Here is a 24,948-nt window from a genome sequence, read left to right on the forward strand (position 1 = left end):
ATGCCAGACAAGGCGTATTTTGATAAAAAACTGGCTGAGGCGCGCGATCTTGTGGCTGCGGGTGAATTTGCGCAGGCCCGTGCGGCCCTCGACCGACTGGCAGGCGAGCAAGAGCGTGGCCTGATGGGGGAAGACACCGCATTCGGCCTGCCTCGCAGACTTCACTCGGTGCATCTGCGGTTGGCCAAGGCGCTCGGTGATGAGGTGAGCCGCACCGGCTATCAATATCTCTTGGTGCCGCCGCCGGAAGTTCTTGCGCCCTATGGCCGCTTCTCAGGTGACGAGCGCCGCATGATCGCCGCTGTGAACCGCCAGCCTGTGCCGAAAATCCTTCACCAGATATGGATCGGCAGCAAGCCGGTTCCCGCATCGACGCAGGCATGGGCCTCCCACGCCAAACGCAACGGGCTGGACTATCGACTGTGGCGCGAAGCCGATCTTGAGCGTGAGGGCATTACCTCCAACCCGCAATTTTCCAGAATGCTTGACGATGGCGACTATCCCGGTGCCGTGGACGTTGCGCGTTATCTGATCCTGTTGAAGTTTGGCGGCATCTATCTCGACTGCGATTTTTATCCCGCGCGGGACGATGTGAGCTTCTTCGACACATTGCCGATGATCGGCCTGACGGCATTTGGCGAAGAGGTGCCGCGCAAGACCGGGCAAGGCAGCCTGCTTCTGGCCAATTCCTTCATCGCCGCGCCGCCCGGCCATCCGGTCTTTAGCCGGATGCTGGACGCCTTCCCCGACATATTGAAGAGGCTGCCGAAAGCCCCCGCGTGGTGGGCAACCGGCCCGTTGATCTTTACCGTCGTGGCAAGGGCTGGTTCGGTGACGCTGGCGGCTGCAGATTTCGTTGTGGAAACGCTGCCGGATCGGGCACCGTTCAGTGCAGTTGAGGCAGTTCGATCGCGCGCCGGTGCGGATGGCGATGGTCTGCTGATCGCCTGGAAATCATGGTAATTCAGCAAGCCATTGCCGTGATGACCGCCAGCGGCAAGCGGGGTGGCTGGTCGTGATACTTAACAGCGATTGCAGGAAAGCCCAAACGCTTTCATCATGATCCAGATGGTGGGTCAGAATTCCCGTCATGCCGCCGGTTGCATGGGCCTGGCGCATGCGTGCAGCCGTTTCTGCGAAGAGCACATCATGGTCTTTGCCGCCGCGTGTCCCGCGCCAGTCGATGACATCGACATGGGTGTTGAGAAGGGGAAGCCTGTCAGGCTTTTCGGGGCCGTAGACCGAAAGCGCTTTGTAACCCGCCTGCGGCAAATGTTCGATAACGGCCTGATCGATGCGGTTCCAAGGCGGCACCAGCATCGGCACGAAACGCTGTTCATGCAGAGACCGTAGTTTCTGCAGCCCGGATTTTAGTTCCCCAACAACGGTCTCAAGCGGTCTGTGCAGTCCAAGTTCCCGCTTCTTCTCGTCTGGTCCGGCATGGTTCTGGTGCGCCCAACCGTGGACAGCTACGTCGATGGCGCTCGTGCATTCAAGCCGTCTTGCAAGCGCCTCGCCAGTGGGGTGCGGTATGACGGCCAGTGTCATCGGTGTTGAATGCCGTTGCGAAAGCTCCAGCAACCGTTCCAAGGCGGGGCTTGGCTCAGTGGCATCGTCATCGCGCAGCCAGAGATCGGCGACGATATTCTTGCTGGCGAAGTCATCCAGAGTTTCGATGAGCAGTTTAACGGTCATGATGGCTGGCTCGGCAGGTTTTCGAGAATGGAATTCAACATGATGGCGGCCTGTTCGATTGCGCGTTCTACGCAGGCAAAGTGGCGTGCTTTGAGGGCCATTTGGTGTCGCAATTCGTCTTCGGTCATCAGTTTGATGATCGCATCGGCATAGGCAGTGACATTGCCGGGTTGCGTTAGAATGCCGGTTTGACCGTCTTTCACGACTTCCGGCACGCCTGCGATCCTCTCGGCAATAACAGGCAACCCCGCCGCCTGTGCCTCCAGATAGGCCAGCCCATAGGCTTCTCCATGGCCCGGCCAGACATAGATGGATGCATGTGAGAGAATGTCGGCGATGGCTTCAGGTGTCTTCTCGCCGTGCCAGACGATACGGTGAGCATCGATCGCGCCAAACAAGTCTTGCGCTTCGCCCCGCTCGGGGCCGTCGCCAATGATGTCGAGCGTCCATGGCAAATCTGATGGCAGCAGCTTGAGCGCCTCGGCCAGTGCTGCGTAGCTGCTCATCTTGTCACCGGGGCGCATCATCGCAACGGTTGCAAGGCGGTAGCGGGTGGGGGAGGGCGCCTGTTTTGCAAAGGTTGCGGCATCAATAAAGGGTGGCAGTATGGCAAGGCGCAGGCCTTGATCCGCCTTTGAAAGCCCGTCGAAATCTCTTGTTGTGAAGCAGATGTTGATGGCGGCAAAACTGAGATCAGCAAGAAGTATGGCCTGCGTCTGCGCCCAGCCCGTGGCATTTCGTTTGGGAGAATAGGAAGCTTCAGCCGTCACATAGGCAAGGCCGAAACGCTGGCATAGATCAGGTCCGAGAAGGTCTCGCGCCTTGTAGTAGGGATGGTAGCAAAACCAGATATCCGGTTTGCCGTCGCCAAGCCAGTTCGTGGCGATCCGTTGTTTTTCCACTTCGGCTTCTGCTTGCAACGTATCCCCGCTGCCTTCAGGCTCGCGCTGAAAACTGCGAAGCTCCGATACCACCTCGACCTCATGCCCACCGAGACGCATGGCCTGCATCAACAGTCGCGCCATCAGCCGGTCTCCAGAGGGGACGGGGTGGTCGGGAGATTTCAGGGGGGCATAGAAGGCGATTTTCATCAGCTAGTTCTGCTTTGCGATCAGGGGCTTCGTCAATGGGTGATTTGAGAAGGGCAAACCTTGACACTGCCTCTGTTCTCACCCAACTGATGGGCATGTTTTCTTCATGCGCGGAGCGCACTCAGCTTTGACTTCCTCTTCAAACGCACAACAGCTTCTTGAGCTCATCCAGTCCAAAAAGGCGAAGGCCGGGGTCATTGGCCTTGGTTATGTCGGCTTGCCACTGGCCATGACAATCGCCAATTCCGGCTTCAAAGTGGTGGGTTTCGATATTGATCCTTCCAAGATCGTGGCCATCGATGCCGGTGAAAGCTACATCGAAGCGGTGTCACACGATATTTTGAAGAATGCGTGCGCCGATGGCGGCTTTGTCGCGACCTGCGATTTTGCGCAGCTTGCCGATTGCGATGTTATTGCTATTTGCGTGCCGACGCCGCTGACGAAATATCGCGACCCCGACCTCTCCTATGTCGAAAAGACCTGTCTTGAAATCGCGAAGACGCTTCGTCCAGGACGGCTTGTGGTGCTGGAATCCACGACCTATCCCGGCACGACGGACGGCATCGTGAAGACCATTCTGGAAAAGACGGGCCTGAAGTCGGGCGTGGATTTCTTCCTTGGCTTCTCGCCTGAGCGCGAAGATCCCGGCAATCGTGAATTCCAGACTTCGACCATTCCAAAGGTGGTCTCGGGCGAAGGCGCTGATGCAGCCGAACTGATGATTGCCTTCTATGGCTCAGTCGTCAAAACCGTTGTTCCCGTTTCCACCAATGCTACGGCTGAGGCCGTCAAGATCACGGAAAACGTGTTTCGTGCCGTCAATATCGCGCTCGTCAATGAGTTGAAGGTCGTCTACGAAGCGATGGGTATCGATATCTGGGAAGTCATCGATGCGGCCAAGACGAAGCCGTTTGGCTACATGCCGTTTTACCCCGGCCCGGGCCTTGGCGGCCACTGCATTCCCATCGATCCATTCTATCTGACGTGGAAGTCACGCGAATACGACCTGCCAACGCGCTTTATCGAGCTTGCCGGGCAGATCAATACGGGCATGCCGCGCCACATTGTCAGCCGCCTTGCCGAGGCGCTGGATGTGCATGGTGGAAAGGCGCTCAGCCGTTCCCGCGTTTTGATTGTGGGCCTGTCATACAAGAAGAACGTGCCTGATATTCGCGAAAGCCCGTCTCTGAAGCTGATCGAGCTGATTGCCGAGCGCCACGGTCAGCCGTCCTATTTCGACCCCTACGTCGCGGAGATACCGAAAACCCGTGAATATGGCGACCTTCTCGGTATGAAGTCGGTGACGTGGGACAAACAGACGATCAGTGCGTTCGATGCGGTTCTCATCGCCACGGATCACGACAATGTCGATTATCAGAGCCTCAGCGAATGGGCGCCGCTCATCATCGATACGCGCAATGCCTTTGCCAAGCGTGGCATCGTGGCCAGCCACATCATCAAAGCCTGAGGCAGGAAAAGATATGAGCAGACTAGACAGCTTCATTCGCCGCCTGAGCGCGCAACGGGATATTCTCAACCACGTCCATGCCGATATGGGCCTCCCCGCTGGCCCCATCATGGAAATCGGGCTTGGCAATGGGCGCACGTTCAATCACCTGCGCGAGCTGTTTCCAGATCGCCGGATCGTAGCCTTCGATCGGGCCATGGGCGCGCATGCATCGTCCGTGCCGGATGAGAAGGATATGGTGATCGGCGAGATCGCGCAGACCGCGCAAGCCTATCTCGGCATCGAAGCGGCGCTGGTCCATGCCGATATTGGCACGGGCTATCCTGAGAAGGACGCGGTCACGCTGACATGGCTGCCGCAGCTTGTTGCCGGAATGCTGGCTGAAGGTGGCGTGGCAATCAGCGGGCTGCCGCTTGAGGAAAAGACGCTCAATCCTCTTCCCGTACCGGCATCCGTGCCGACAGACCGTTACTTCCTCTACCGAAAAATCTAGGCCTTAGAGAAAGCGTCGGCTTTCGCTGTCGGAGATCAGGAAAACCTTCATCTGCGCGCTTTTTCCCCTGATAGGAATGGTGCGGCTCTGGAGGCTTTCCGCTGCGTGTCCCGACTGCTGAAGAACCGGCTCGGAAATCACGATGGCGGTGTCGAATTCCTTGGCGGCCGTTTCAAGTCGGCTTGCCACATTGACCGTATCGCCAATGGCGGTCAGGGTTTTCGCAGAGCCGTAGCCCATGACGCCGACAATGGACGGGCCTGCGTGAATGCCGACGACAATGCGCAATTTGACCGCGAACTGTTTTTCCAGCTCCTCGTTCAGTGCCTCGATATTTTGCAGGATGAGCGCTGCGGCCTTGAGTGCGTTTCTGCTCGCGGTTTCGGCGTTACCTTCGAGACCGAAAAGTGCCATGGCACCATCGCCGATGAATTTGTCCAGCCTGCCGCCTGCCTGTTCCACCGCCTTGCCGACAACGGTGAAGTATCGGTTGAGCAGGAAGACCATGTCATAGGGCAAGCGCGCTTCCGAAAGAGCTGTGAAGTTGCGCAGATCGCAGAACATCACCGCGATGTCCTCTTCACGTCCGGGGCGGATGGGCTCGCCATCGGCTGGAATATCGTCCGTTTGCCTTGATGTCAGAAGCAGGGCCACACTCAGATTGTGCTTGGGACGAAGCTGGCACCCGAGCCGCACATCGGTATCAGCATGGATACGCTGCAAGGTGGCTTTTTCCATGCTGGATGGTTCCGGCAGGGTGCCATCGCTGCTGATGATACGCACGCGGCATGTAGAGCACCGCCCTTTTCCGCCACAGGCCGAAAAGTGTGGTACTTCACCCGTCCGGCTTGCCTCCAATATGCTGAGCCCGGCCGGTGCTTTCACCACAGCCCCATGGTCATAGCGAATTTCAAACGAATTTAATCGTTGACGCCAACTGCGCACGCCACGAAGCGCGAAAACCAGCACCACGGCCCCGCCGAATAGCACCTTGGCGTAAACTCTAAATCTATCGATGATCGTTTCGAGGTCCGCCTGATGGGGATGGATGACCCGCGGCGGCGGCGGCATGTATTCCATGATCCTGCCCGCATCGGCAAAACCCAGAAGCGCCAGAATGGGCACCAGCACGGCAATGGTGAGCAGGTAGGGTGAGATGCGCTTGTACCATTCCCGGTAACGCAACCAGAAAAATACGCCGAGGCATCCATGCGCCCATATCAGGACGAGCGCGATACTGTGCCAAAGACCCAGGCTGGGATTACGCACCCAGTAATTTCGAATGACGATCTCGTAACCAGTGTCGATATCATAGAGCATGCGCGACAGGCGAATACCGCTGGCGTGATCGATGATCATATAAGGAATGACAAGCCCGATGATGATTTGCAGGGCTTCGCGCGCAGGCATTTTCAGCGAGCGCCTGATATAGATTGCGCGCAGAACAAGCCCGATGTGAATAAGAACCGAGCCGTAGAGGAGCACGCTGCTAACGGGGTTGAGCCAGATGAGAGTGAACCACCAGCGACCCTGTTCAGCCGTTTGTATTGAGATCAGCGCCAATGCATGGTTTGACAGATGGCTAAAGACAAAAAGGAGCATGATCAGGCCGGACAGCAATCGCGCACGTCTGAGCGACGTTTCCGACACGATATGGATCATGCTTTCCGTTTCCTGTTGGCGTCTGTTATCCGCATTCGGCAATGGCGGGGGGAGACGTTTACCACCTCCTGCTAAACGCCACGATCAAAGATCAATCGTCTGGCCATCGCGCGCGGCAAACGCACCTGCAAATTCCCTCTTTGCATCGGTGTCGATGATATCAAGATCATCATCGGTGCGGAAAGGTGCGTGGTGAATAAGGCCAACGCTTTTGGCTTTCGCTTCCTTGGCCAGAAGGATCGCATGCTGCCAGGATGAGTGGCCATAGCCGCGATAGGTGTCCATCTCAGCGTCGGTAAAGCTTGCGTCGTAGAGGAAGAGGTCCACACCGTCGATGAGCTTCAACACGGCTTTATCCAGTTTGCCATCTTCATGCTCGGTATCTGTAATAATAGCAAAGCTGCGGCCTTGCCAGTCGATGCGATAACCGATGGCGTTTCCGGGATGTCTCAGCATGCCGGTGGTGATGTTCAGTTCGGGGTTCACGGCCAGCACATCGCCGGCCTTGAAGTCCTTGGTGATGATCTGCGCACAGCAAATGTCCAGCGGCGCTGGGAACCATGGCGGGCTCATGAACTCGCCGACCATTTCGCGCGTGGTTTTTTGTCCCGCCAGATGGCCGGACCAGATACAGACGTCGTTATCGCGATTGAAGAACGGTTTGAAATAGGGAAAGCCGATAATGTGGTCGTAATGACAGTGCGAAAAGAACATGTTGACGTCGCACACGCCCTCGGCCTTCAGAGCCTGGCCAGCGGGCAAAAGCCCTGACCCCGCGTCAAACAAAAGCACATGTTTTCCGCACCTTACCTCGATGCAGATCGTGTTGCCGCCATACTTCCGGAATTTGTCCCCCGAGACGGGTAGTGTTCCCCGTGCTCCCCAAATCTTGACCCGAAATTCTTGTTTATCGTCCCGACGAAGATCGTCGGAATGCAACGCCATGGTATACTCCAATTTACCACGCACACCCTTGCTATCCTCCGATAGGTGCCGTGTTATCCCTCTTGCTTAGCTGTTGGTCTCGGAAGACATAACGAGCTCTGGCTTTAGTACGTTCAGCATTTCAGTTTTATTACAAGAGTACCACTTTTATTTTTCTTTTGTTCGCTGGTGCTTGAGGATGATGTTCCCGTTAGGCACCCGAACCCGATTTGGCCTTGCTCAGCTCGCTCGTTGTTTGCGTCAAGCGTTCGGCCAGCACGCGCATGACCTTGATGGTAATGTCCGGAAAATCTGACATCAACTTGAAAAACTGTTCCTTGCCAATGCGCAGGGCCTCCACCGATGTCGATGCACGCACCGTTGCCGTTCTTACGCTGTCGCACAGAATGGCAATCTCACCGACGATGGCGTTTCCGCTCATCTCGGTCAGCTTTATCTCGCCGGAAGGGGAATCGATCAGGACATCAACCTTGCCGGTCAACAATACATAGGCCGCATCGCCCAGATCACCCTGCCGGAAAAGCTCATCTCCGGCGTGGTAGGAAACACGGTCTGATGCAAAAGCCAGCAACTTCAGCTTGGAGGGCTCCATTCCGCTGAAGAAGGGAACGCGTTTCAGCATCTGAATTTCGTCTTTGAAAAGCATTGCCTTGTCCTGTTCGTGTTCCTGTTTGAGCATTCTTGCAAACTATGCTGCAATCATTTCCTTAAATGTACCGTTTTCTTCCACAAGAGTCTCGTATGTTCCATCTGCGACAATCGACGACTGGTTGATGACGATGACACGATCAAACATTTTCGACAGGGAAGGGTTGGATAGAACCCACAATACGGCCGGGTCCGCGCCATCCTTTTTGAGGAAGGTGATGACGTTATCGACGATTTCCTGCTGGAGCCGGTGATCGAGGCCGGGAAGCGGACGGTTCAGGACGTAATAATCCGACTTGCGCATCAAGGCTCTGGCCAGATTGAGCTTCTGCCGCTGCAATGGTCCCAGCCGCTTGCCGCCTGCGCCCAGATTGAATTCAAGGCCGACTGCCAGCACCTTTTCATAGAGGCCCTGCTTCTTCATGGCGTCGGCAACAATCCGGGTGATGCGCCGTGAGGCATCCGGGTATCTGTGGCTGATCTTCCCGAAGAGAATATTATCGAGAAGGCTCGTTGATGTCGCGTATCGCTCTGGATCATATGGCTCGATCCAGCTGCGCAGATCATTTGGCAATTTCTCGTGGAACATGTGCCGCACCTCGATGATCTTGTCCATCACCTCCTGCGTCAACAGGCCGAAGCGCTGCCGTGGTTCGATATAGAAGAAAGCCAGCCTTATCATTGCACGCTGCTCGGTCTCCGTCGCATCGGCGTAGCTCTTGCCCTGAAGGCGCTGCAACATCTGCTGGTAACCGGGAATGTCATCCGCAGTCATGAAGGTCAGTTGCTGGAAGAACGGGTGGTCAGGGGGAAGATCACTGAAGATTTCAACGACGTTTTCGGCGATGGTGTAGCCCATGTCGAACAGGGTGTTGGACAGACCGCTGCCACGCATCAGGGAGCGGAAGTAATCGCTGTTGATGATCTTGAGGCTGGAGGCATCGGCATCGCGCAAGGTGCCAAACATGATGTTTTCGCCAACCGTTGCCTCAGCATTGTAACTGCTGGGTTCGAACGGCACGATAAGGCCGCTGAGGTTTTCTGCGTCCAGCTCCGCACGCAGGGCCTGCCTGAGTTCAACGATGCGGGCCGCGAGATGCAGATCCGCCAACGGATCAATCGAGGAGCGCAGCGCAAATTCCAGAATATCCGGCGATAGCTGAACCGTATCGAGAACCGTCAGCATGGATTTCAGGAATTGCTCTTCCTCGTCGCTGCCTGCGGGGCTGGACTTATAATCGATCCAGTCGCTGTTGATGTCGATATCGGGATTTTGAGCCAGCTTGGCTTCGCGTATTTCCCACTTTCGATGCTCAAGCGCCGCGCCGGCATATTCTTTCGGCTTCAAGGGTGCGTGTTTGAGGCCATAGACAAGATTGTCCTTCAGGCTTGCATGGAAGAAATAGGTGTCGGCGGAGACATAGGAAATACGCCGGCCGGTAACCGATTCCGGCAATTCAAGGAGATCCTTGTCCCCGAAAGTGATTTTTCCTGAGGTCGGCCATAATGTGCGGCCCAGCGCATCGGCCAGCGCTTCGGCACCTGAGCCACCGACAATGGCAATGGTTTCGCCGGGATTGATGGTCAAGGTGGCCTGATCCAGCAGGCGGGTGCCGCTATCATCATCCAGTGAAAGCGCTGATACGACCAGAGGTCCGGTGATGGCCGCAGCCGCTTCCGGCGACAGTGTCTGAATCTTGGCGTCGAGCATGGATGGCGAATCGAACTGCTCGAACACCTGCTCGTATTTGACCTGAACGTCCTGACGCGCCTGATCCCAGTCGATCAGTTCCTTCAAGGGGCCGGGCAGTTCCTTATAGGCGTTGATGACCGCAACCAGCTGGCCCACATCAAGGCTGCCTCTGAGCGTGAGATAGCCGCCCAGGGCGTAGAAGAAGAACGGTGTGAGCTGCGCCAGGAAGTTATTGATGAACTTGACGATGAACTTCCACTGGTAGAGATCGTAGCGGATCTTGAAGATCTCGCCCAGTCGGTGGGCTGCATCCGCCCGCTCGTAATTGGATGTATCATAGGCGTGGATCGTGCTGATACCATCCACCATTTCACCGATACGGCCTGCCAGTTGGCGGGCGCTGAGCTGGCGTTGTCTGCCAAGGTCGATCAGGCGACGGCGCATTTTCGGGATGATGCCGACCTGGATTGCGGCCATGAAGGCGGCAATCAGGCCAAGCCAGAAATTCTGCACAAGAATGAAGAAAAGGGCTGCTAATGCCTGGCCGCCAAGCAGCGCCGGCTGCACGAAGGCATCGCCGGTAAAGCCACCAAGGGGCTCCACCTCATCCTTGATCATGCTCGATATTTCCGAGCCTTTCACACGCTTGAAATGGGAAGGCGGAAACAAAAGAACGCGTTCAATCAGCTGGAAGCGGATGCGGCGCAGCAGGCGCTCGCCAAGGCGGCCCTTGTAGGTATTGATGTAGAATTTAAACAGGCCATTGATGATGACGAGCGCCAGAAATGTCAGGCTCAGCCCCATCAACATGCCAAGCCTTGATAGCTCGATACCGGGGAAAAGGGTGATTGTACCGACGACTGGCAAATCCAGCGTCAGGTGCATGAAGAGCTGCGTGGAGTTGACGCCCTCGAAACCATCGCCCTGGATCGGCCCATTGACGATCTGCTTTGGCAGATCAAAGGCAAGGAAATAGGGGATCATCGACAGAGCGACGATCAGCAAAATGTAAAGCTGCTGCCGCCGCGTATGATTCCAGATGTAGCGGGTTAGATTTTTTTCCATGTAGGACTTCTGCGCCTTGCCGAAACTGGACGGTACTGGATGTTTTGGGTTGCGTCAAAGCAGCTGTTGGATTGGGTATAGTATCAGGTCAAATATGGGATATGCGCGTATTTGCAGAGAAAGACGAGGCATGTCGCCCCGGTGGGCGCGACCCGTCGAGGCAGAAGTATTTTCGAATAAGCGCGTTATAGCGCAATTCCCTAGAAACGGAATACGTGGCTGCTGCCGAGAGAGCGAATTTCACCGTGGGCCATGTCTTCCCGTGCAGGATCCAATCGCACCAGCTCGATGTGGCGCCCCGGTCCGGGGCTTAGGTGAAACCCGTCATCTGCTGGACGAAAGCCATCCGCTTGAATGTGCACCGACTGCGCGAACCGGTCAGTGGTGATATGAAGGATAGGGCGATTGCCGTCTTCCGTGACCGTCGCCTGTAGTGCTGCCTGATGCTGTGCACGCCGCCTGCCCAACGGAAAGTGAAATGCATCCGCAATCAACGCGCCCGACAGGCGATCAAACAATCTGGCGACCGTCACATCGTGGGATGGAGGGCCGAAACGGTAGGCATAGGTCGTGTCGAAGAACGCACCGAACAGGTCGGTCGCAGGGATAACTGTGCTGTCGCGTGACGCAAGCGAGAGGCTGCGTTTGCCGGTCACGACGGGCTGAATTCCATCGCGCAGACAGGTGATCTCAACGTCGACATCGATGCTCTCATGGCGTTCATTGATGAGGTGGATATCAAGCCCGTTGGTGCCTTCATCCAGGAGACTGATCTGGACAGGCCGGAATGCGCGTTTGAGACCGTACCAAGCTGATTTCGGCTCTCCCGTCTGGTCGATTACACCCCAGCCAGCACCGGACATCAGGTCCTGCAGCGTCCAGACCAGTGCGCCCCGGCACCGCGAACCCACGCGTCGCCATTCCGCAAATGTGGCTTCCATGACTTCCGCAGTCACTGCCCGCGACAGATCAAGATAGATGTCGACGTTCTCGCGGCGGATCGTTGCCGGATCGACGTCGTAGAGGAGCTTGAGGTAATGGTCGCGAACATCCTCGAAATCCCAGGAGGCACCGCGATCTCTCGGCACGCGCGCTTTCCATAAGGGGTCATGAACAGGTTTTGCCGGCAGATGTTTTTCCAGCGTGCGTTGCTGGGGTACGTTGGAGAAAGCCAGGCACTCTGCCGCAAACCGCACATCTGCGCGGCGCGCATCCTCCAGCGGTCTGCAATAGGCACCCACGCCGTAGTAGTGGCCAACCTCTGCATTCGGGAAAAAGGGCAGTGCTCCACCGAATGGCGAATTGGGAACATAGACGATATCGGGGCGCAGGCGCGCAACATGGCCTGGCAAGATCTCTTCCGTCAGCGGCCCTTTCCAGAACTGTTCGGAAAGGCCGAGCATGGCCGCTTGCTGGTACATTTCACTGCCGCCGCACAGGACGACAAGAGACGGTGACAGGCTCGTTGCACACAGCAGCTGGCTGACTTCGGCCTCGACATGGGCGAGGAAAGCAGCATCCTTTGCCGGGTAATCGAAGTTGGCTAGCATCATGTCCTGCCAGACCATCAGGCCGAGTTCATCACAAAGTTGAAAGAATTCGGGGGTCTCATAGGCCATGGTGCCGCCAATGCGGATCATGTTCATGCCCGCTCGCGCGGCCAGCCGCAGCCAGGGTTCATAATCCTTTCGGTGTCCGGGCAGCCGCACGATATCGGCGTTGGTCCAGACCGCACCGCGACAAAACACCGGCTGGCCATTGATTTTCAGGCCAAAGCCCTTGCCGTCCTCGCCCTTGTCGATCTCGACCCGGCGAAAGCCCGTCTTGCCGAGTGAATATGTTTCCCCGTCAATGTTCAGCTGTACATCGAAAAGGGTGGGGTTGCCATGGGTGGCGGGCCACCATGGCGCGATATCGGGAAGGCTGAGTGCGCCCTCGAAAACGTTCTCTTCACGGGAATTGAGCGTCGTTGTAACGCCATTGCATGTCACGGTGGCGGCTGACGCTGGTGTGTTGATGCGCAGTGCTGCCCGCAGCAGACCGGTGCCATCGGCATTCAGCTCTGTTTTCAGCGACAGGACTTCGAAAGCGGGCTCTCTTATGAGGCTAATGGCGCGCCAGGGGCCGACAGTGTGGATCTCCGGGCACCAGCCGGGCATGTAGCCCAGCGCCGTTGTTCTGATCAGCCGCAGGCCTTGAGAGCTCATCATTTGCGGACGCCAGCGAGCACGCGGCCCGGTCTTATCCAGACGGGGCGCAAGAGCCCGGAAACAGACCGCGATTTCATCGGCGCCGGTCAGTGCGAAGGGAACATCCAGCGCTTCGAACATGCTGACGGACTGCGCGACGCGTTCGCCGTTGATAAAAATCTCGGCAATGGTTGCCAGACCGTGGAAGCGCAGAATGGCGGGGCCAGCTTGATCGCAGATCAAGGTCATCCGGTACCAAGCGTCATGGCCGTTGAGTGGTCTTGGCTTGTCCCTGTCGAATTGCCCGATATTTTCCAGCGCCTGCGCGACGGTTCCGGGAACGGGCGCTGACAGGGTCTCGATATCAGGTGGAATATCGGTGGGCGTTTCGTAGGCACCACTGTCGCTCAGCGTCAGGGTCCAGCCCTCGCTCAGCAGCTCCTCAGTGGTGTGGACCATGGCGGATGGCGCTGTCACGCCGCCTCGCTTGTTTTGGCCAGAGACGTCTCCAATTCCCCCATCAGATCATACCAGGCGGCAATGGCGGGATCGAGAGCGGTGGCAAGAGGTTCGAACTTGCGGCGGGCAATGGCCCGGGCAAGCTGGAACTGCACCGACTTTGCCACTTCCGATATGCGCAATGCGTGCGCGCCCGCTTTGCCAAACCGCGCGTCTCCACCCATCCACTCCAGATGGCTGGCTGCCAGTTCAAAATTGGCACCGAACTGGCGCAGCGTGTTGAAAGCATATTTGTGGAAATAGCCGAAAGGCCTGTCAGCAACCTCTTCCACCTGCGCGGGGAAGACAGCCGCGAACGCCTTGATGGGATTGTGTCTGGGACGCCGTGCGAAATGGTGGGCTAGCAGCCGTTCAGCGGCCTTGCGCGTTTCTCCCTCTGAAACACGGTCTTCGGGAAATTTGGCAAATTCCGTGTAGGGCAGAAAAGGCAGATCGGCATCTCCAAGATGGTGTTGGAAGATGCCTGAGAAATCGTCATCCTGAAGCGCGAAATAGCCGCCATTGTGAAAATATTCGAGCTTGCGGTTCTCAAGGTCCATCCGGTTGATGGCAACCGTCGTCTTGCCGTGGTCCTGGCGATATCCCACACCCTGTGTGTCGGGCATGTAGAAGCTGTCCATCTCGATGAGGCAGATCCGGCCGCGCTGCAACTGTGCTGCAATGTGGTTTTCGAGCCTGTCGAAAATCGCAAGCTCGCTGACACGGATGCCGTAGAGTGCGTCGAGATCTTCCAGTGGCACCTTGAAGAAGGTGAACTGGTCACCTTCAAAATCCTGGGTCAGGGTGAAGCCGAGCATGGCTTCCGGCGCATATCCGCTGGCGGCCAGAAGCTCGATCCACAGGTCGACATAGCAGTTCGTTTCCGGCCACATCCGCTCCAGTGAGTGAAGCGGATGGGGAACGTGATGTGCAGCGTCCAGAGCCGGAAAAATGCTTGTCATGCCAGCCTTAGCCCCAAAGCGTATCGCGCACTGGCTGCGGCCATGCGTCCACATCCAGACCGTGTTTTGCAAAGAGCGCCAGCGCAATGCGCTCAAGGCCGAAGCCCACACAGGCCGTGTGTGCCACCGCGCCATCGCTGAGGTTGAGGCCCCATTTCGCGCCGAAAGCGTCCTGATGGTAGTTGAAGCTCATGCAGGCCGTCAGATTTTCGGTTGAGGTGACCGGTATCAGCAGCTCAAACTTCAGGTTCTGGTCACGCTGGTTGTTGGCCAGCATCTTGCCTGCGCGTCCGAAGAAGGGATCATTGGCAATGTCGATTTTCACGTCGAGGCCGACCTTCTCCATCATCTCCACGCCGCGATCCATCCACAACTGGCGGAATTCCGTGACGTCGCTTTCCGTGCCCATGCGAACATATTCACGCATGCGGAAAAGCTGCTGGCGCGCAGGGTCCTTGGAGGGTTCATGGCGGAAGCAGTAGGACTGGATGTCGTATAGACCACCGGCTGCCGGAAGGGCGCCGCGCTTGGCAATCGTCGGATAGAGCGGATAGCAGGCCGCCGGTGTCAGAACGATGTCCGTTGCCTTCTGGTCCTTGGTCCAGTCGGTTCCTTCATCCATGCTTTTCAGCAGGCTGACATGGTCCAGCTCGCAGCCACAAAAGGAATGCACGGTTCCGGCCAGTTGCGGAAAGCTCTTCATGTAGCCGCTTTTTTCGAAATAGGCGCGGTTGATGCCGGGCGGGAAGCGAATGGCTTCGGCCTTGTCAGGGCCACCGACCCTATCGATCAACCGCTCGAAAGCAACGATGACGTCTTCGAACTGGCCGCTTCGACCATAAAGGCCGTCCACGCCGGTATCGATCAAAAGCCCTTTGTCGAACAGGCGATCGAGAAAGGAAGTCTGCATGTCCATGGTCTTATCCCAAAAGGCTGATGTCCTGCTTCTGAACGAGCAGGAGATTGGCAGAATTGCCCAATATGCGGTCGTTTGAAATCATGAGCTGCGCTGAATGCGCATCGCGTAAATGTCTGCCGAGACTGTAAGGCGTCCCGTTTTTGTATCCCATGATGCCGCAGATCAGCATGGCATGGTTGATGATTTCCAGAATGGTTTCGGACGAGCAGATCTTCACATTGTTCATGGCGATGGCAAAGGCCATGGACATGAGTGTCTCAGGGTCGTCCTTGGTCTGGTCGTAGGCCTTGAGGCCAGCGATGATGTTCGATTTGACGATTTGCAGCTTGTTGGAAACCTCTGCCAGCCGAATTGCACCCGGAGGCGCGACACCGGGCGATTTGCGGGCGGCTGCGCGAACGAAAGCCTGGGCACGGGCAACAGCATCAGCCGCAATGCCGTACCACACACCACTCCAGAAAAGATGCGATGTGGCCAGCATGGATTGCGCCGCAATTTCGGCAAAGGGTTTCTGGAAAATCTGTTGCGACGGGGCTTGCCCCTTGAAAAGAAAGCCATCGGAGCAGGTGCCACGCATGCCGAGCGTGTTCCAGATATGGGTTCTTTCAAGGCTGTACTGATGCTTCAGGAACACCGTCATCACCTGGTCTGTTGGCGCAGCATCGGCATGGGCGCGCGAGGTGATCAGGATTGCATCGGCTTCGCTGCCGTAGGAAATGACTGTCGCGTCTTTCTCAAGACGGCAAACTTCGCCATCCACGTTAATCGCGCAGATCGAGTTGCGCAGATTTCCGCCAATGCCGCCTTCTGTTGTGGCTGAACCCAGCAACAATTGTTCATCGGCCATGCGGCGCATGAAGGCGCTGTGCCATTCACTGTCTTCCCCATGCTCGACAAGGCTCGATGCCTTGATCTGATGCATGGCAAAGATCATTGCTGTCGCGGAGCAGGCCTGCCCCAGGGTGCAGCAGACATCGGTGATTTCGCTCGGACTTGCGCCTTCGCCGCCCAGATGGACGGGAACCTGAATGCCAAGCAGGCGCTCTTGTCGAAGCGCTGCGATTCCTTCCTTTGGGAAGCGCCCTGCCGCGTCGACATCGTCTGCGTGGCGCGCAGCGATCGCGGCCACGCGCGTTGCTCTAACGGACAGCGTTGCATCGCTTGTGGCCACGGACAGGTCCATCAGGCAGCCTCTTTCCCATCAAGAATGGTTTTAACGGTCGCTTCGATTGCGGAAATGCTGGCGAAAGATTTACGGTTCAACATGCTGTCTGGAAACTCGATATCAAAAGCATCTTCCAGTCCGAGCATCAGCTGCACCGAGGCAAAGGAAGAAAGTCCCGCAGCGTAAAGATCTGCTTCATCTACAATTGTATCAACGGGAACAGGAAGTTGGCCGAATTTCGAGAGTATTTCACGAATAGTTGAATTCATTTCAAGTAGTCTCCAGTCGAGTAAGCGCGATCATAGCTCAATATCGGAATTACGCTTTAAAAAATAAAATTGGAATAAACGGCTAGGTTAATTTGTCGTGACTAGGTTTGATTTCGGCGCAGGTTTGGTAACGCCTTGACAAATCATGCTCACGGGTTTCTCATTGGCGCATTCACCAGGGGTGTCCCGTCAAGGGGCTGAGATACTGCTACGATGCGCAGTGACCCGTTGAACCTGATCCAGTTCATACTGGCGTAGGGACGGTGCACACGCGCAGACAGCAGCCTGGCTGCTACGGATCACGTCACACATCCGTTTGCCCGTGGTTTTTCGTCTTTCATGCTCGAACTGGGTCTCCAACTCTTTTGCTTTGGAGCCTCACGATGAACATTGTTGCCAAGACTATCACCCCCACAGTCACCACCGGTCCGCTTCCCGCCTCGACCAAGGTTCACAGGGCAGGCGTGCTTTACCCTGATATCCGCGTTCCCATGCGCGAAATTGCCCTTCACCCCACAGCGGGTGAGCCGGCTGTCACGGTCTATGACGCTTCCGGCCCCTACACCGATCCCAAACATATCCTCGACATCGAAGGTGGATTGCCGCGCCTTCGCCACGCCTGGGCCGTGGCACGGGGGGACGTGGAGGCCTATGAGGGCAGACACGTCAAACCTGAGGATAACGGCTTTGCGACAGGCGAAAGGCTGACACCTGAGTTTCCCGTGCGAAACCAGCCGCTGCGGGCGAAAGACGGCAAGGCCGTGACGCAATTGGCCTATGCCCGGGCAGGCATCATCACGCCAGAGATGGAGTTCGTCGCGATCCGCGAAAATCTTGGCCGCGAAGCCGCAAAGGAAAAGCTGGTTCGAGATGGCGAAAGTTTCGGCGCTCACATTCCCGATTACGTCACGCCGGAATTCGTGCGGCAGGAAGTTGCGGCAGGCCGGGCGATCATTCCGGCCAATATCAACCACCCGGAAGCCGAGCCGATGATTATCGGTCGTAATTTCCTCGTCAAGATCAATGCCAATATCGGCAATTCCGCTGTGACATCATCCATGGCGGATGAGGTCGACAAGATGGTCTGGGCGATCCGCTGGGGTGGCGATACGGTGATGGACCTTTCGACCGGTCGCAACATTCACAACATCCGCGAATGGATCATCCGCAACGCACCGGTGCCGATTGGAACGGTTCCGCTCTATCAGGCACTGGAAAAGGTGGGTGGCATTGCCGAAGACCTGACTTGGGAGGTTTTTCGCGATACGCTGATCGAGCAGGCCGAGCAGGGCGTCGATTACTTCACCATCCATGCCGGGGTGCGATTGCACTACATTCCGCTGACCGTCAACCGCGTGACTGGCATCGTGTCGCGTGGCGGCTCGATCATGGCCAAGTGGTGTCTGCACCACCATAAGGAATCCTTCCTCTACGAGCATTTCGAAGAGATTTGCGACATTTGCCGCGCCTATGATGTGTCCTTCTCGCTGGGCGATGGTCTCCGTCCGGGCTCGATTGCCGATGCCAATGACGCCGCGCAATTTGCCGAGCTGGAAACGCTGGGCGAGCTGACGCAGATTGCCTGGGCGAAAGATTGTCAGGTGATGATCGAAGGTCCGGGTCATGTGCCCATGCACAAGATCAAGGAAAACATGGACAAGCAGCTGAAGGTCTGCGGAGAAGCGCCCTTCTACACGCTTGGGCCGCTGACGACCGATATCGCGCCGGGTTATGACCACATCACGTCAGGCATCGGGGCTGCGATGATCGGCTGGTTCGGCACCGCCATGCTTTGCTATGTGACGCCTAAGGAGCATCTGGGCCTGCCTGATCGTAACGACGTGAAGGTGGGTGTGATTACCTACAAGATTGCCGCCCATGCCGCCGATCTTGCCAAGGGCCATCCCGCCGCGCAGATCCGCGACAATGCGCTGTCACGCGCGCGTTTCGAATTTCGCTGGGAGGATCAGTTCAACCTGTCGCTGGACCCGGAAACGGCCCGGTCCTTCCATGATGAGACCTTGCCGAAGGAAGCGCATAAGGTTGCGCATTTCTGCTCCATGTGCGGTCCCAAATTCTGTTCGATGCGCATCTCCCATGACATCAGGGCCGAGGCACAGAAGGAAGGTCTGGAGGCCATGGCGGAAAAGTTCAAGCAGGGTGGCAGCCTCTATATGCCGCTCGATACGCCCGTTGCCGGTGAGTGAGATGCGTATTCTCGTCAAAGGAGCGGGCGTCATGGGACTGACGGCCGCTCTGGAAATGGTCAGACGCGGTCTTTCGGTTGATATCCATGACACCGCAGCGAAGGCGGGGCACGGTGCGTCCTGGTATGCCGGTGGCATGCTGGCGCCCTGGTGCGAACGGGAAAGCGCCGACGAGGCCGTTATCCGGCTTGGGTCTTCCGCGTTGGACTGGTGGGATGAGGCAACGCAGGGTCTTGTCGTGCGAAACGGCACGCTGGTGGTTGCCCCGGCACGCGACAAATCGGAGCTTGCCCGGTTTGCCGCGCGCACGAGCCAGCATCGCAGCGTCAACGAGGAGGAGATTGCCGCATTGGAGCCCGATCTTGGCGGGCGCTTCCGGCATGGGCTTTTCTTCGAGCGCGAAGGTCATCTTGATCCAAGACTGGCCCTCGCGGCGTTGCAGCAGCGGCTGATCTCGATGGGTGTTGCTTTTCATCTGGGTGGCGAGCCAATCACTGAGACCGGATTTGACAGGATTGTCGATTGCACCGGCCATGCCCAACTCGGCACGCTTGAGAAGCTTCGTGGTGTCAGGGGTGAAATGCTCTATCTTGCCACTCCCGATATCGCGCTTTCCCGGCCCGTGCGTCTGCTGCATCCGCGCATCCCGCTCTATGTCGTGCCGCGTGAGCCGGGGCGTTTCATGGTGGGTGCGACCATGATCGAAACCGAGGATGCCGGGCCGATATCCGTGCGCTCGATGATGGAGTTTCTCAACGCCGCCTATGCGCTCCACCCGTCTTTTGCGGAAGCCAAGATTGTCGAGACGGGCACCGGCATCCGCCCCGCCTTTCCCGACAATCTGCCGTCCGTCACCCGCAGCGGAAATACGCTGTTCATCAATGGCGCCCACCGCCACGGCTTTCTGCTTTCACCCGCCATGGCCATCAAGGCTGCAGATAGTCTTGAGAATAAGGAGGTTTCCCATGAAAATTCTCGTCAATGGGCAAGAGCATGATCTCAGCGCCGACACCCTGTCCCAGCTTCTGGCAAGCCTCGATTTTGAGGGTGATTGGCTCGCGACAGCGGTCAATGGCGATCTGGTCCATGCCGAAGACAGGCACGGTTTCCATCTCAAGGATTTCGACCGGATCGAAATTCTCTCACCCATGCAGGGAGGATAAGACATGTTGACGCTTTATGGACGTGAGGTCAGCTCAAGACTGCTTCTGGGCACGGCGCGCTATCCGTCACCTTCGGTTCTGGCGGATGCTGTCCGCGCCAGCCGAACGGATATTCTGACGATTTCGCTGCGGCGGGAAACGGCGGGTGGCAAGACCGGCGGGCAGTTTTTCGAGATGATCCGCGAGCTGGACCGCCTCGTTCTGCCCAATACGGCTGGATGCCATACGGCCAAGGAAGCGGTACTGACGGCGAAAATGGCACGCGAGGTCTTCAAGACCAACTGGATCAAGCTTGAAGTGATCGGCCATCACGATACGCTGCAACCGGATGTCTTCGCCTTGGTCGAGGCGGCGCGCATTCTGGTGGATGACGGGTTTGATGTGTTCCCTTACACCACGGACGATCTTGTCGTGGCCGAAAAGCTTGTTGACGCTGGATGCAAGGTGCTGATGCCATGGTGCGCGCCGATTGGCAGTGCGATGGGACCGCTGAACATCACGGCACTGCGCTCCATGCGCGCCCATTTTCCAGATGTGCCGATTATCGTGGATGCAGGGCTCGGTCGCCCCTCCCACGCAACTGCCGTCATGGAGCTGGGTTATGATGCCGTGCTTTTGAACACGGCGGTGGCGGGTGCCGGCAACCCCGTCATCATGGCAGGGGCCTTTGCGAAGGCTGTTGCGGCGGGGCGGGAAGGCTTTCTGTCAGGTCTGCTTGAGCCGCGCGACATGGCGGTTCCATCGACACCCGTTATTGGAACAGCAGTGTTTTCGTGATGCGTTGACAGGAGGGGGCAAGGGCGGGATACCGAGAGAACCATGGAGGGTCCCGCTCTTGCACAATCTTCTGAATGATATTGATGGCGTGGCGGTTGGCCATGCAACGGATCTTGCTCTGGGATCTGGCGTCACCGCCATTGTCTTCGATGAACCGGCCATTGCATCCGGCTCCATTCTGGGTGGTGCGCCCGGCGGTCGGGATACAGCACTTCTCGATCCTTCCATGACGGTTGAGACCGTGGATGCTTTCGTTCTGTCCGGCGGGTCCGCTTTCGGGCTGGATGCGGCGGGCGGTGTTCAATCCGGATTGCGGGAGCTTGGCCGGGGTTTTGCGGTCGGCCCAACCCGTGTTCCCATCGTGCCGCAAGCCATCCTGATGGATCTTCTGAATGGCGGAAACAAGGATTGGGGTCTGCATTCCCCTTACCGCGACATGGGCTATTCGGCCTTCAAGGCGGCATCAAAGGCGCCCTTTGCGCTTGGCACCATTGGCGCAGGAACCGGCGCAACCACCGCGACGGTCAAGGGTGGCTTGGGCTCCGCCAGCGCGGTCACCTCATCCGGCCACAGAATTGCGGCCATCGTTGCCGTCAATGCGCTCGGCTCTGCCACTGTTGGAAGCGGCGATCATTTCTGGGCGGCACCTTTTGAGAGTGGTAACGAGTTTGGGGGGCTTGGCATGCCGCCAGCCTTTACGGATGCCGACGTTGCCATGCAGATCAAGGGCGTGACGCTGACCGCCACCACAATCGGTGCTGTGGTGACCGATGCCGTCCTCTCAAAAGCGCAAGCGCATCGCCTCTCCATCATGGCCCATACCGGTCTGGCGCGCGCCGTTCTGCCATCCCATCTGTCCAGCGATGGTGACACCATGTTTGCGGCAGCGACTGGCCGCAAAGCCTTGACCGGGCCAGCCGATTTTCTTGAACTGTGCCATCTGGCAACCCTCGTCATGGCGCGCGCCATCGCACGTGGTGTGTTTGAAGCCACGGCACTGCCTCATGACGGTGCGCAAAGATCCTGGAAGGACCGCTTCGGAGCTGATCCAAGATGAGCGAAAGGAAGGCTCCATTGAAACCCGTCTTGCGCATCGATTTTCCGCCTGATGACCGTCTCGGACGCGGCAAGATCCAACTGATGGAGCTGATTGTATCAACGGGTTCGATTTCCGCCGCTGGCCGGGCCATGGACATGTCCTACCGCCGTGCCTGGCTGCTGGTGGATGCGCTGAACCACATGTTCCATCAGCCAGTCATCGAATCTCAGCGGGGCGGCAAGCAGGGCGGCGGCGCAGGCTTGACGCCTTTTGGCGAAGAGCTCTTGGGCCGCTGCCGGGATATGGAGCAGCGTGTCGTTGATGCTCTGAAAGCCGATATGGAGTGGCTGGAAGCCAATCGCCGTGAGGCACCTCAATAGGGATCGAATGCTGCCGATTTGACGATGACAAAGATCGGCATCCCGGCTTCAAGCCGCAGCCGTTCCACCGAAAGCTGCGTGATGCGCGACTGGATGATATCGCCGCCGCAATCCGTCTGGACCATGACCATGCCGTCGGATGCGGGCATGATCTCAGCAATGGAGCCTTCCAAAATGTTGAGTGCGCTGAGGCCCTCCGGCCTCACGGTCGCTAGCATGACGTCCCGCGCTGGAATGTGAACACGAACGGCCCTGCCCACGTCGGCCCATTGTGTCGGCACCTGCAAGGCCTTGCTGGTGAGGCGAAGGGTGGCAAGACCATGCTCCCTGTCAAAAGCCTCGATGGTGCCTGAGAGAATGCTGCCCGCTTCGCGGCGCTCAAGGTGGGTGCTGAAGGCCGGGCGCGAGAGAATGGTTGCGGCGGGACCATCGATCTCCACGCGCCCGTTTTTCAACACCACAATCCGGTCTGCCAGACGCGAGACTTCGGTGATCGAATGGCTGACATAGATGATCGGGATTTTCGTCTCGTCCCGCAATCGCTCCAGATAGGGAATGATCTCCGCCTTGCGGGCTTCATCAAGCGCCGCCAGAGGTTCATCCATCAACAGCAGGCGCGGCGAGCAAAGAAGTGCACGGCCAATGGAGACGCGCTGCTTTTCACCACCGGAGAGATTTTCCGGACGGCGTTTCAACAGGTGGCCCATGCCCAGCATCTCAATGATGTCTGCACTTTCAGCAGGCTTTGCCGACGCACCGGAAAACCAGCGGCCATAATGCAGGTTTTGCTCGACAGTGAGATGCGGAAACAGTCGTGCTTCCTGAAAGACATAGCCGAAGCGGCGCTTGTGGCAGGGAATGCATATGTGTCGCGCGCTATCGGCCAGCACTTCGCCATCCAGTTCCACCAGCCCGCGTTGTGGTTTGGTCAAGCCCGCTATGATCCTGACAAGAGAGGTCTTGCCGGATCCGGAACGGCCAAACAGGGCGGTAACGCCGGTTCCAGCGCTGAGCTTTGCTTCCAAGGTAAAGGCGCCAAACCTGTGTTCGATGTCGAGGTGAAGGGTCATTCGGCGCTGACCTTCTTGCCGATCCATCGCGCCAGAAATTCAGAGGCCAGCAAGGCAAGCATGGAAATTGCGATGGCGACGACTGTCAGCCGCAGCGCGCCCGCATCACCGCCCGGCACCTGCGTGAAGGTGTAGATGGCAGCAGAGAGTGTCTGTGTTTCACCGGGGATGTTGGACACGAAGGTAATCGTCGCGCCGAATTCTCCCATCGCCTTGGCAAAGGCCAGGATCATTCCGGCAATGATGCCGGGTAGCGTCAGCGGCAAAGTCACCGTCAGAAACACCCAGAGCGGGCTTGCGCCCAGCGTGCCCGCAGCTTCCTCCAGCTTGCGGTCCACGGCTTCAATCGAAAGGCGGATCGAGCGGACCATCAGCGGAAACGCCATGACAGCGCAGGCGAGAGCCGCACCCGTCCAGCGAAAGGAAAAGACGATACCGAAAGACTGATCGAGAAACTGGCCGATCACGCCCCTGCGCCCGAACAGAATGAGAAGAACAAAGCCTGTGACGACAGGCGGCAGGATAAGCGGTAGGTGGACAATGCCGTTCAGAATGGATTTTCCCCAGAACTTCCCACGCGCCAAGGCATAGGCTGTCGCAATGCCGAAGGGAAGGCTGGCCAGCATGGCAATGGTTGAGACCCAGAGGCTCAAACGAATGGCCGTCCATTCTTCCGGGGTAAGCGATATCAAGTCCACTCTGCCATTCCTGCTGGTTCCACGGTCCCGCTCAAACGGCCCTGATATCAGACCTTACTTCACAATCGTAAAGCCCTGCTTTTCAAAGAAGGGAGCGGCTGCTGAGGATTTCAGAAAATCGAGGTAGCCCTGTGCGGCGGATTTTTTCGAGTCTGCTAGAATGGCTGCGGGATAAATGATGGGATCGTGGCTATCTGTGGGAAACGTGCCGACGATTGCAACGCCGGGATCGGCGGCGGCATCGGTCTGATAGACAATGCCATAGGGTGCTTCGCCGCGTGAAACGAGGAGGAGGGCGGCGCGGACGCTTTCGGCGCCTGCGACTTTGTTCTCGACGGAAGGCCATATGCCGAGCTTTTCAAGCGCACCTTTGCCATATTTTCCGGCGGGAACGGTTTCAACCGCCCCCATGGCCAGCTTGTTTTCACCCAGACGCTGGCCAAGATCGAAACCCGGTTCGATCTTCACCTGTGTCGCCTGATCGGATGGTGCGATCAGCACCAGTTGGTTGCCGAAAAGATTGGTCCGGCTGTCCGCACGGATAAGCTTTTTGCCTTCCACATAATCCATCCACGCCAGATCGGCCGATATGAAAAGATCGGCAGGGGCGCCCGCTTCAATCTGCTTTGCCAGCGCTGAGCTTGCGGCATAGGATGCCGTGACCGAGATTCCGGTCTTTTTTGTCCATTCAGCATTGGCGGCATCCAGCGCATTCTTCATGCTGGCTGCGGCAAATACAGTGAGCTTTTCCTGCGCCATCGCCGTGCCTGAAAGCCCAGCAGCGATGAGCCACGCGCTAAAAAGGGTCGCAAGTGTTTTTCTGGCGAGAACACGCCGGGACATTCCCATGGC

General features: G+C 57.5%; 23 protein-coding genes and 1 riboswitch. Of the genes, 9 read left to right on the forward strand and 14 right to left on the reverse strand.

The annotated features are described in order from the left end of the window. Entirely contained in the window at positions 1-963 is a 963-nt protein-coding gene (locus IFT53_RS13890) for a glycosyltransferase family 32 protein (RefSeq protein ID WP_192065427.1), read from the forward strand. Here the strand turns inward: IFT53_RS13890 and IFT53_RS13895 are convergent. Together IFT53_RS13895 and IFT53_RS13900 are read right to left on the reverse strand one after the other, a co-directional pair. Next, entirely contained in the window at positions 955-1,695 is a 741-nt protein-coding gene (locus IFT53_RS13895; RefSeq protein WP_192065429.1) for a polysaccharide deacetylase family protein, read from the reverse strand. The genes IFT53_RS13890 and IFT53_RS13895 overlap by 9 nt on opposite strands. Continuing rightward, entirely contained in the window at positions 1,692-2,786 is a 1,095-nt protein-coding gene (locus IFT53_RS13900) for a glycosyltransferase family 4 protein (protein WP_192065431.1), read from the reverse strand. Before IFT53_RS13900 ends, IFT53_RS13895 begins: the two co-directional genes overlap by 4 nt. A gap of 106 nt (positions 2,787-2,892) precedes the next feature. On the opposite strand from IFT53_RS13900, the gene IFT53_RS13905 reads away from it, so the two are divergent. Both IFT53_RS13905 and IFT53_RS13910 read left to right on the forward strand, forming a co-directional pair. Further along, positions 2,893-4,254 carry a nucleotide sugar dehydrogenase gene (locus IFT53_RS13905; protein ID WP_192065432.1) on the forward strand — a complete coding sequence of 454 codons (1,362 nt, stop codon included), beginning with the start codon at positions 2,893-2,895 and terminating at the stop codon, positions 4,252-4,254. Between the two features lie 13 nt (positions 4,255-4,267). Beyond that, positions 4,268-4,747 (forward strand): class I SAM-dependent methyltransferase, encoded by a 480-nt coding sequence (locus tag IFT53_RS13910; protein ID WP_192065434.1) that lies wholly within the window; start codon positions 4,268-4,270, stop codon positions 4,745-4,747. 3 nt (positions 4,748-4,750) lie between these two features. Here IFT53_RS13910 and IFT53_RS13915 read toward each other — a convergent pair whose 3' ends face one another. From IFT53_RS13915 to IFT53_RS13955, 9 genes are all read right to left on the reverse strand, one after another. Then, complete coding sequence (locus IFT53_RS13915; RefSeq protein WP_192065436.1) at positions 4,751-6,409, reverse strand: adenylate/guanylate cyclase domain-containing protein; 1,659 nt, start codon at positions 6,407-6,409, stop codon at positions 4,751-4,753. 84 nt (positions 6,410-6,493) lie between these two features. Further along, entirely contained in the window at positions 6,494-7,354 is an 861-nt protein-coding gene (locus IFT53_RS13920) for an MBL fold metallo-hydrolase (RefSeq protein ID WP_192065438.1), read from the reverse strand. A gap of 190 nt (positions 7,355-7,544) precedes the next feature. Further along, positions 7,545-8,000 (reverse strand): cyclic nucleotide-binding domain-containing protein, encoded by a 456-nt coding sequence (locus IFT53_RS13925; RefSeq protein ID WP_042620125.1) that lies wholly within the window; start codon positions 7,998-8,000, stop codon positions 7,545-7,547. A 42-nt stretch (positions 8,001-8,042) separates the two neighbouring features. Continuing rightward, on the reverse strand, positions 8,043-10,760 hold the full coding sequence (locus tag IFT53_RS13930) for an ABC transporter transmembrane domain-containing protein (protein WP_192065440.1): 2,718 nt from the start codon (positions 10,758-10,760) through the stop codon (positions 8,043-8,045). Positions 10,761-10,960: 200 nt separating this feature from the next. Further along, positions 10,961-13,408, reverse strand: a complete 2,448-nt coding sequence (locus tag IFT53_RS13935) for a glycoside hydrolase family 2 protein (protein ID WP_192065512.1) — start codon at positions 13,406-13,408, stop codon at positions 10,961-10,963. 14 nt (positions 13,409-13,422) lie between these two features. After that, positions 13,423-14,409, reverse strand: coding sequence for a DUF1839 family protein (locus IFT53_RS13940; RefSeq protein ID WP_192065442.1), 987 nt, complete (start codon positions 14,407-14,409; stop codon positions 13,423-13,425). Between the two features lie 7 nt (positions 14,410-14,416). Next, a complete protein-coding gene (locus IFT53_RS13945; protein ID WP_192065444.1) occupies positions 14,417-15,325 on the reverse strand; it encodes an amino acid--[acyl-carrier-protein] ligase in 909 nt (302 codons plus the stop codon). A gap of 4 nt (positions 15,326-15,329) precedes the next feature. Beyond that, on the reverse strand, positions 15,330-16,511 hold the full coding sequence (locus IFT53_RS13950; protein ID WP_192065446.1) for an acyl-CoA dehydrogenase family protein: 1,182 nt from the start codon (positions 16,509-16,511) through the stop codon (positions 15,330-15,332). Further along, positions 16,511-16,762 (reverse strand): acyl carrier protein, encoded by a 252-nt coding sequence (locus IFT53_RS13955; RefSeq protein WP_192065447.1) that lies wholly within the window; start codon positions 16,760-16,762, stop codon positions 16,511-16,513. Before IFT53_RS13955 ends, IFT53_RS13950 begins: the two co-directional genes overlap by 1 nt. 167 nt (positions 16,763-16,929) lie before the next feature. Next, a riboswitch (TPP riboswitch) is annotated at positions 16,930-17,041 on the forward strand. Between the two features lie 104 nt (positions 17,042-17,145). Here IFT53_RS13955 and thiC point away from each other — a divergent pair. Genes thiC through IFT53_RS13985 form a run of 6 tightly spaced genes read left to right on the forward strand, consistent with a single transcriptional unit; the run spans position 17,146 to position 22,328 of the window. Continuing rightward, on the forward strand, positions 17,146-18,969 hold the full coding sequence (gene thiC, locus IFT53_RS13960; protein WP_192065449.1) for a phosphomethylpyrimidine synthase ThiC: 1,824 nt from the start codon (positions 17,146-17,148) through the stop codon (positions 18,967-18,969). Between the two features lies 1 nt (position 18,970). Further along, positions 18,971-19,966, forward strand: coding sequence for a glycine oxidase ThiO (thiO, locus tag IFT53_RS13965; protein ID WP_192065450.1), 996 nt, complete (start codon positions 18,971-18,973; stop codon positions 19,964-19,966). Further along, positions 19,935-20,132, forward strand: a complete 198-nt coding sequence (thiS, locus tag IFT53_RS13970) for a sulfur carrier protein ThiS (protein ID WP_192065452.1) — start codon at positions 19,935-19,937, stop codon at positions 20,130-20,132. The genes thiO and thiS overlap by 32 nt, the downstream gene beginning before the upstream one ends. Before the next feature lie 3 nt (positions 20,133-20,135). Further along, the gene (locus IFT53_RS13975; protein WP_192065454.1) at positions 20,136-20,909 is read left to right on the forward strand and encodes a thiazole synthase; all 774 of its coding nucleotides are present in this window, start codon (positions 20,136-20,138) and stop codon (positions 20,907-20,909) included. Positions 20,910-20,967: 58 nt separating this feature from the next. Continuing rightward, the gene (locus tag IFT53_RS13980) at positions 20,968-21,966 is read left to right on the forward strand and encodes a P1 family peptidase (RefSeq protein ID WP_192065455.1); all 999 of its coding nucleotides are present in this window, start codon (positions 20,968-20,970) and stop codon (positions 21,964-21,966) included. Next, complete coding sequence (locus IFT53_RS13985) at positions 21,963-22,328, forward strand: winged helix-turn-helix domain-containing protein (RefSeq protein WP_192065457.1); 366 nt, start codon at positions 21,963-21,965, stop codon at positions 22,326-22,328. The genes IFT53_RS13980 and IFT53_RS13985 overlap by 4 nt, the downstream gene beginning before the upstream one ends. On the opposite strand, the gene modC is transcribed toward IFT53_RS13985, so the two are convergent. The 3 genes from modC to modA are packed head-to-tail and all read right to left on the reverse strand — an operon-like array spanning position 22,322 to position 24,939. Beyond that, a complete protein-coding gene (gene modC, locus IFT53_RS13990) occupies positions 22,322-23,398 on the reverse strand; it encodes a molybdenum ABC transporter ATP-binding protein (protein ID WP_192065459.1) in 1,077 nt (358 codons plus the stop codon). The two genes, IFT53_RS13985 and modC, sit on opposite strands and share 7 nt — an antisense overlap. After that, positions 23,395-24,096, reverse strand: a complete 702-nt coding sequence (modB, locus tag IFT53_RS13995) for a molybdate ABC transporter permease subunit (RefSeq protein WP_192065461.1) — start codon at positions 24,094-24,096, stop codon at positions 23,395-23,397. Before modB ends, modC begins: the two co-directional genes overlap by 4 nt. A gap of 54 nt (positions 24,097-24,150) precedes the next feature. After that, positions 24,151-24,939 (reverse strand): molybdate ABC transporter substrate-binding protein, encoded by a 789-nt coding sequence (modA, locus tag IFT53_RS14000; RefSeq protein ID WP_192065514.1) that lies wholly within the window; start codon positions 24,937-24,939, stop codon positions 24,151-24,153. Positions 24,940-24,948: the final 9 nt, after the last annotated feature.

Source organism: Rhizobium sp. CFBP 13644, from assembly GCF_014842165.1.
Lineage (GTDB): Bacteria > Pseudomonadota > Alphaproteobacteria > Rhizobiales > Rhizobiaceae > Agrobacterium > Agrobacterium tumefaciens_C.

Bases quoted from the DNA above. Each gene is read 5' to 3' on its own strand.
- thiS (WP_192065452.1), top strand. From the start codon at position 19,935: ATGAAAATTCTCGTCAATGGGCAAGAGCATGATCTCAGCGCCGACACC.
- IFT53_RS13890 (WP_192065427.1), top strand. From the start codon at position 1: ATGCCAGACAAGGCGTATTTTGATAAAAAACTGGCTGAGGCGCGCGAT.
- IFT53_RS13975 (WP_192065454.1), top strand. From the start codon at position 20,136: ATGTTGACGCTTTATGGACGTGAGGTCAGCTCAAGACTGCTTCTGGGC.
- IFT53_RS13910 (WP_192065434.1), top strand. From the start codon at position 4,268: ATGAGCAGACTAGACAGCTTCATTCGCCGCCTGAGCGCGCAACGGGAT.
- IFT53_RS13915 (WP_192065436.1), bottom strand. From the start codon at position 6,409: ATGATCCATATCGTGTCGGAAACGTCGCTCAGACGTGCGCGATTGCTG.
- IFT53_RS13940 (WP_192065442.1), bottom strand. From the start codon at position 14,409: ATGACAAGCATTTTTCCGGCTCTGGACGCTGCACATCACGTTCCCCAT.
- IFT53_RS13900 (WP_192065431.1), bottom strand. From the start codon at position 2,786: ATGAAAATCGCCTTCTATGCCCCCCTGAAATCTCCCGACCACCCCGTC.
- thiO (WP_192065450.1), top strand. From the start codon at position 18,971: ATGCGTATTCTCGTCAAAGGAGCGGGCGTCATGGGACTGACGGCCGCT.
- IFT53_RS13935 (WP_192065512.1), bottom strand. From the start codon at position 13,408: ATGGTCCACACCACTGAGGAGCTGCTGAGCGAGGGCTGGACCCTGACG.
- IFT53_RS13955 (WP_192065447.1), bottom strand. From the start codon at position 16,762: ATGAATTCAACTATTCGTGAAATACTCTCGAAATTCGGCCAACTTCCT.
- IFT53_RS13950 (WP_192065446.1), bottom strand. From the start codon at position 16,511: ATGGACCTGTCCGTGGCCACAAGCGATGCAACGCTGTCCGTTAGAGCA.
- IFT53_RS13925 (WP_042620125.1), bottom strand. From the start codon at position 8,000: ATGCTTTTCAAAGACGAAATTCAGATGCTGAAACGCGTTCCCTTCTTC.
- thiC (WP_192065449.1), top strand. From the start codon at position 17,146: ATGAACATTGTTGCCAAGACTATCACCCCCACAGTCACCACCGGTCCG.
- IFT53_RS13945 (WP_192065444.1), bottom strand. From the start codon at position 15,325: ATGGACATGCAGACTTCCTTTCTCGATCGCCTGTTCGACAAAGGGCTT.
- modC (WP_192065459.1), bottom strand. From the start codon at position 23,398: ATGACCCTTCACCTCGACATCGAACACAGGTTTGGCGCCTTTACCTTG.
- IFT53_RS13920 (WP_192065438.1), bottom strand. From the start codon at position 7,354: ATGGCGTTGCATTCCGACGATCTTCGTCGGGACGATAAACAAGAATTT.
- IFT53_RS13895 (WP_192065429.1), bottom strand. From the start codon at position 1,695: ATGACCGTTAAACTGCTCATCGAAACTCTGGATGACTTCGCCAGCAAG.
- modA (WP_192065514.1), bottom strand. From the start codon at position 24,939: ATGTCCCGGCGTGTTCTCGCCAGAAAAACACTTGCGACCCTTTTTAGC.
- IFT53_RS13930 (WP_192065440.1), bottom strand. From the start codon at position 10,760: ATGGAAAAAAATCTAACCCGCTACATCTGGAATCATACGCGGCGGCAG.
- IFT53_RS13985 (WP_192065457.1), top strand. From the start codon at position 21,963: ATGAGCGAAAGGAAGGCTCCATTGAAACCCGTCTTGCGCATCGATTTT.
- IFT53_RS13905 (WP_192065432.1), top strand. From the start codon at position 2,893: ATGCGCGGAGCGCACTCAGCTTTGACTTCCTCTTCAAACGCACAACAG.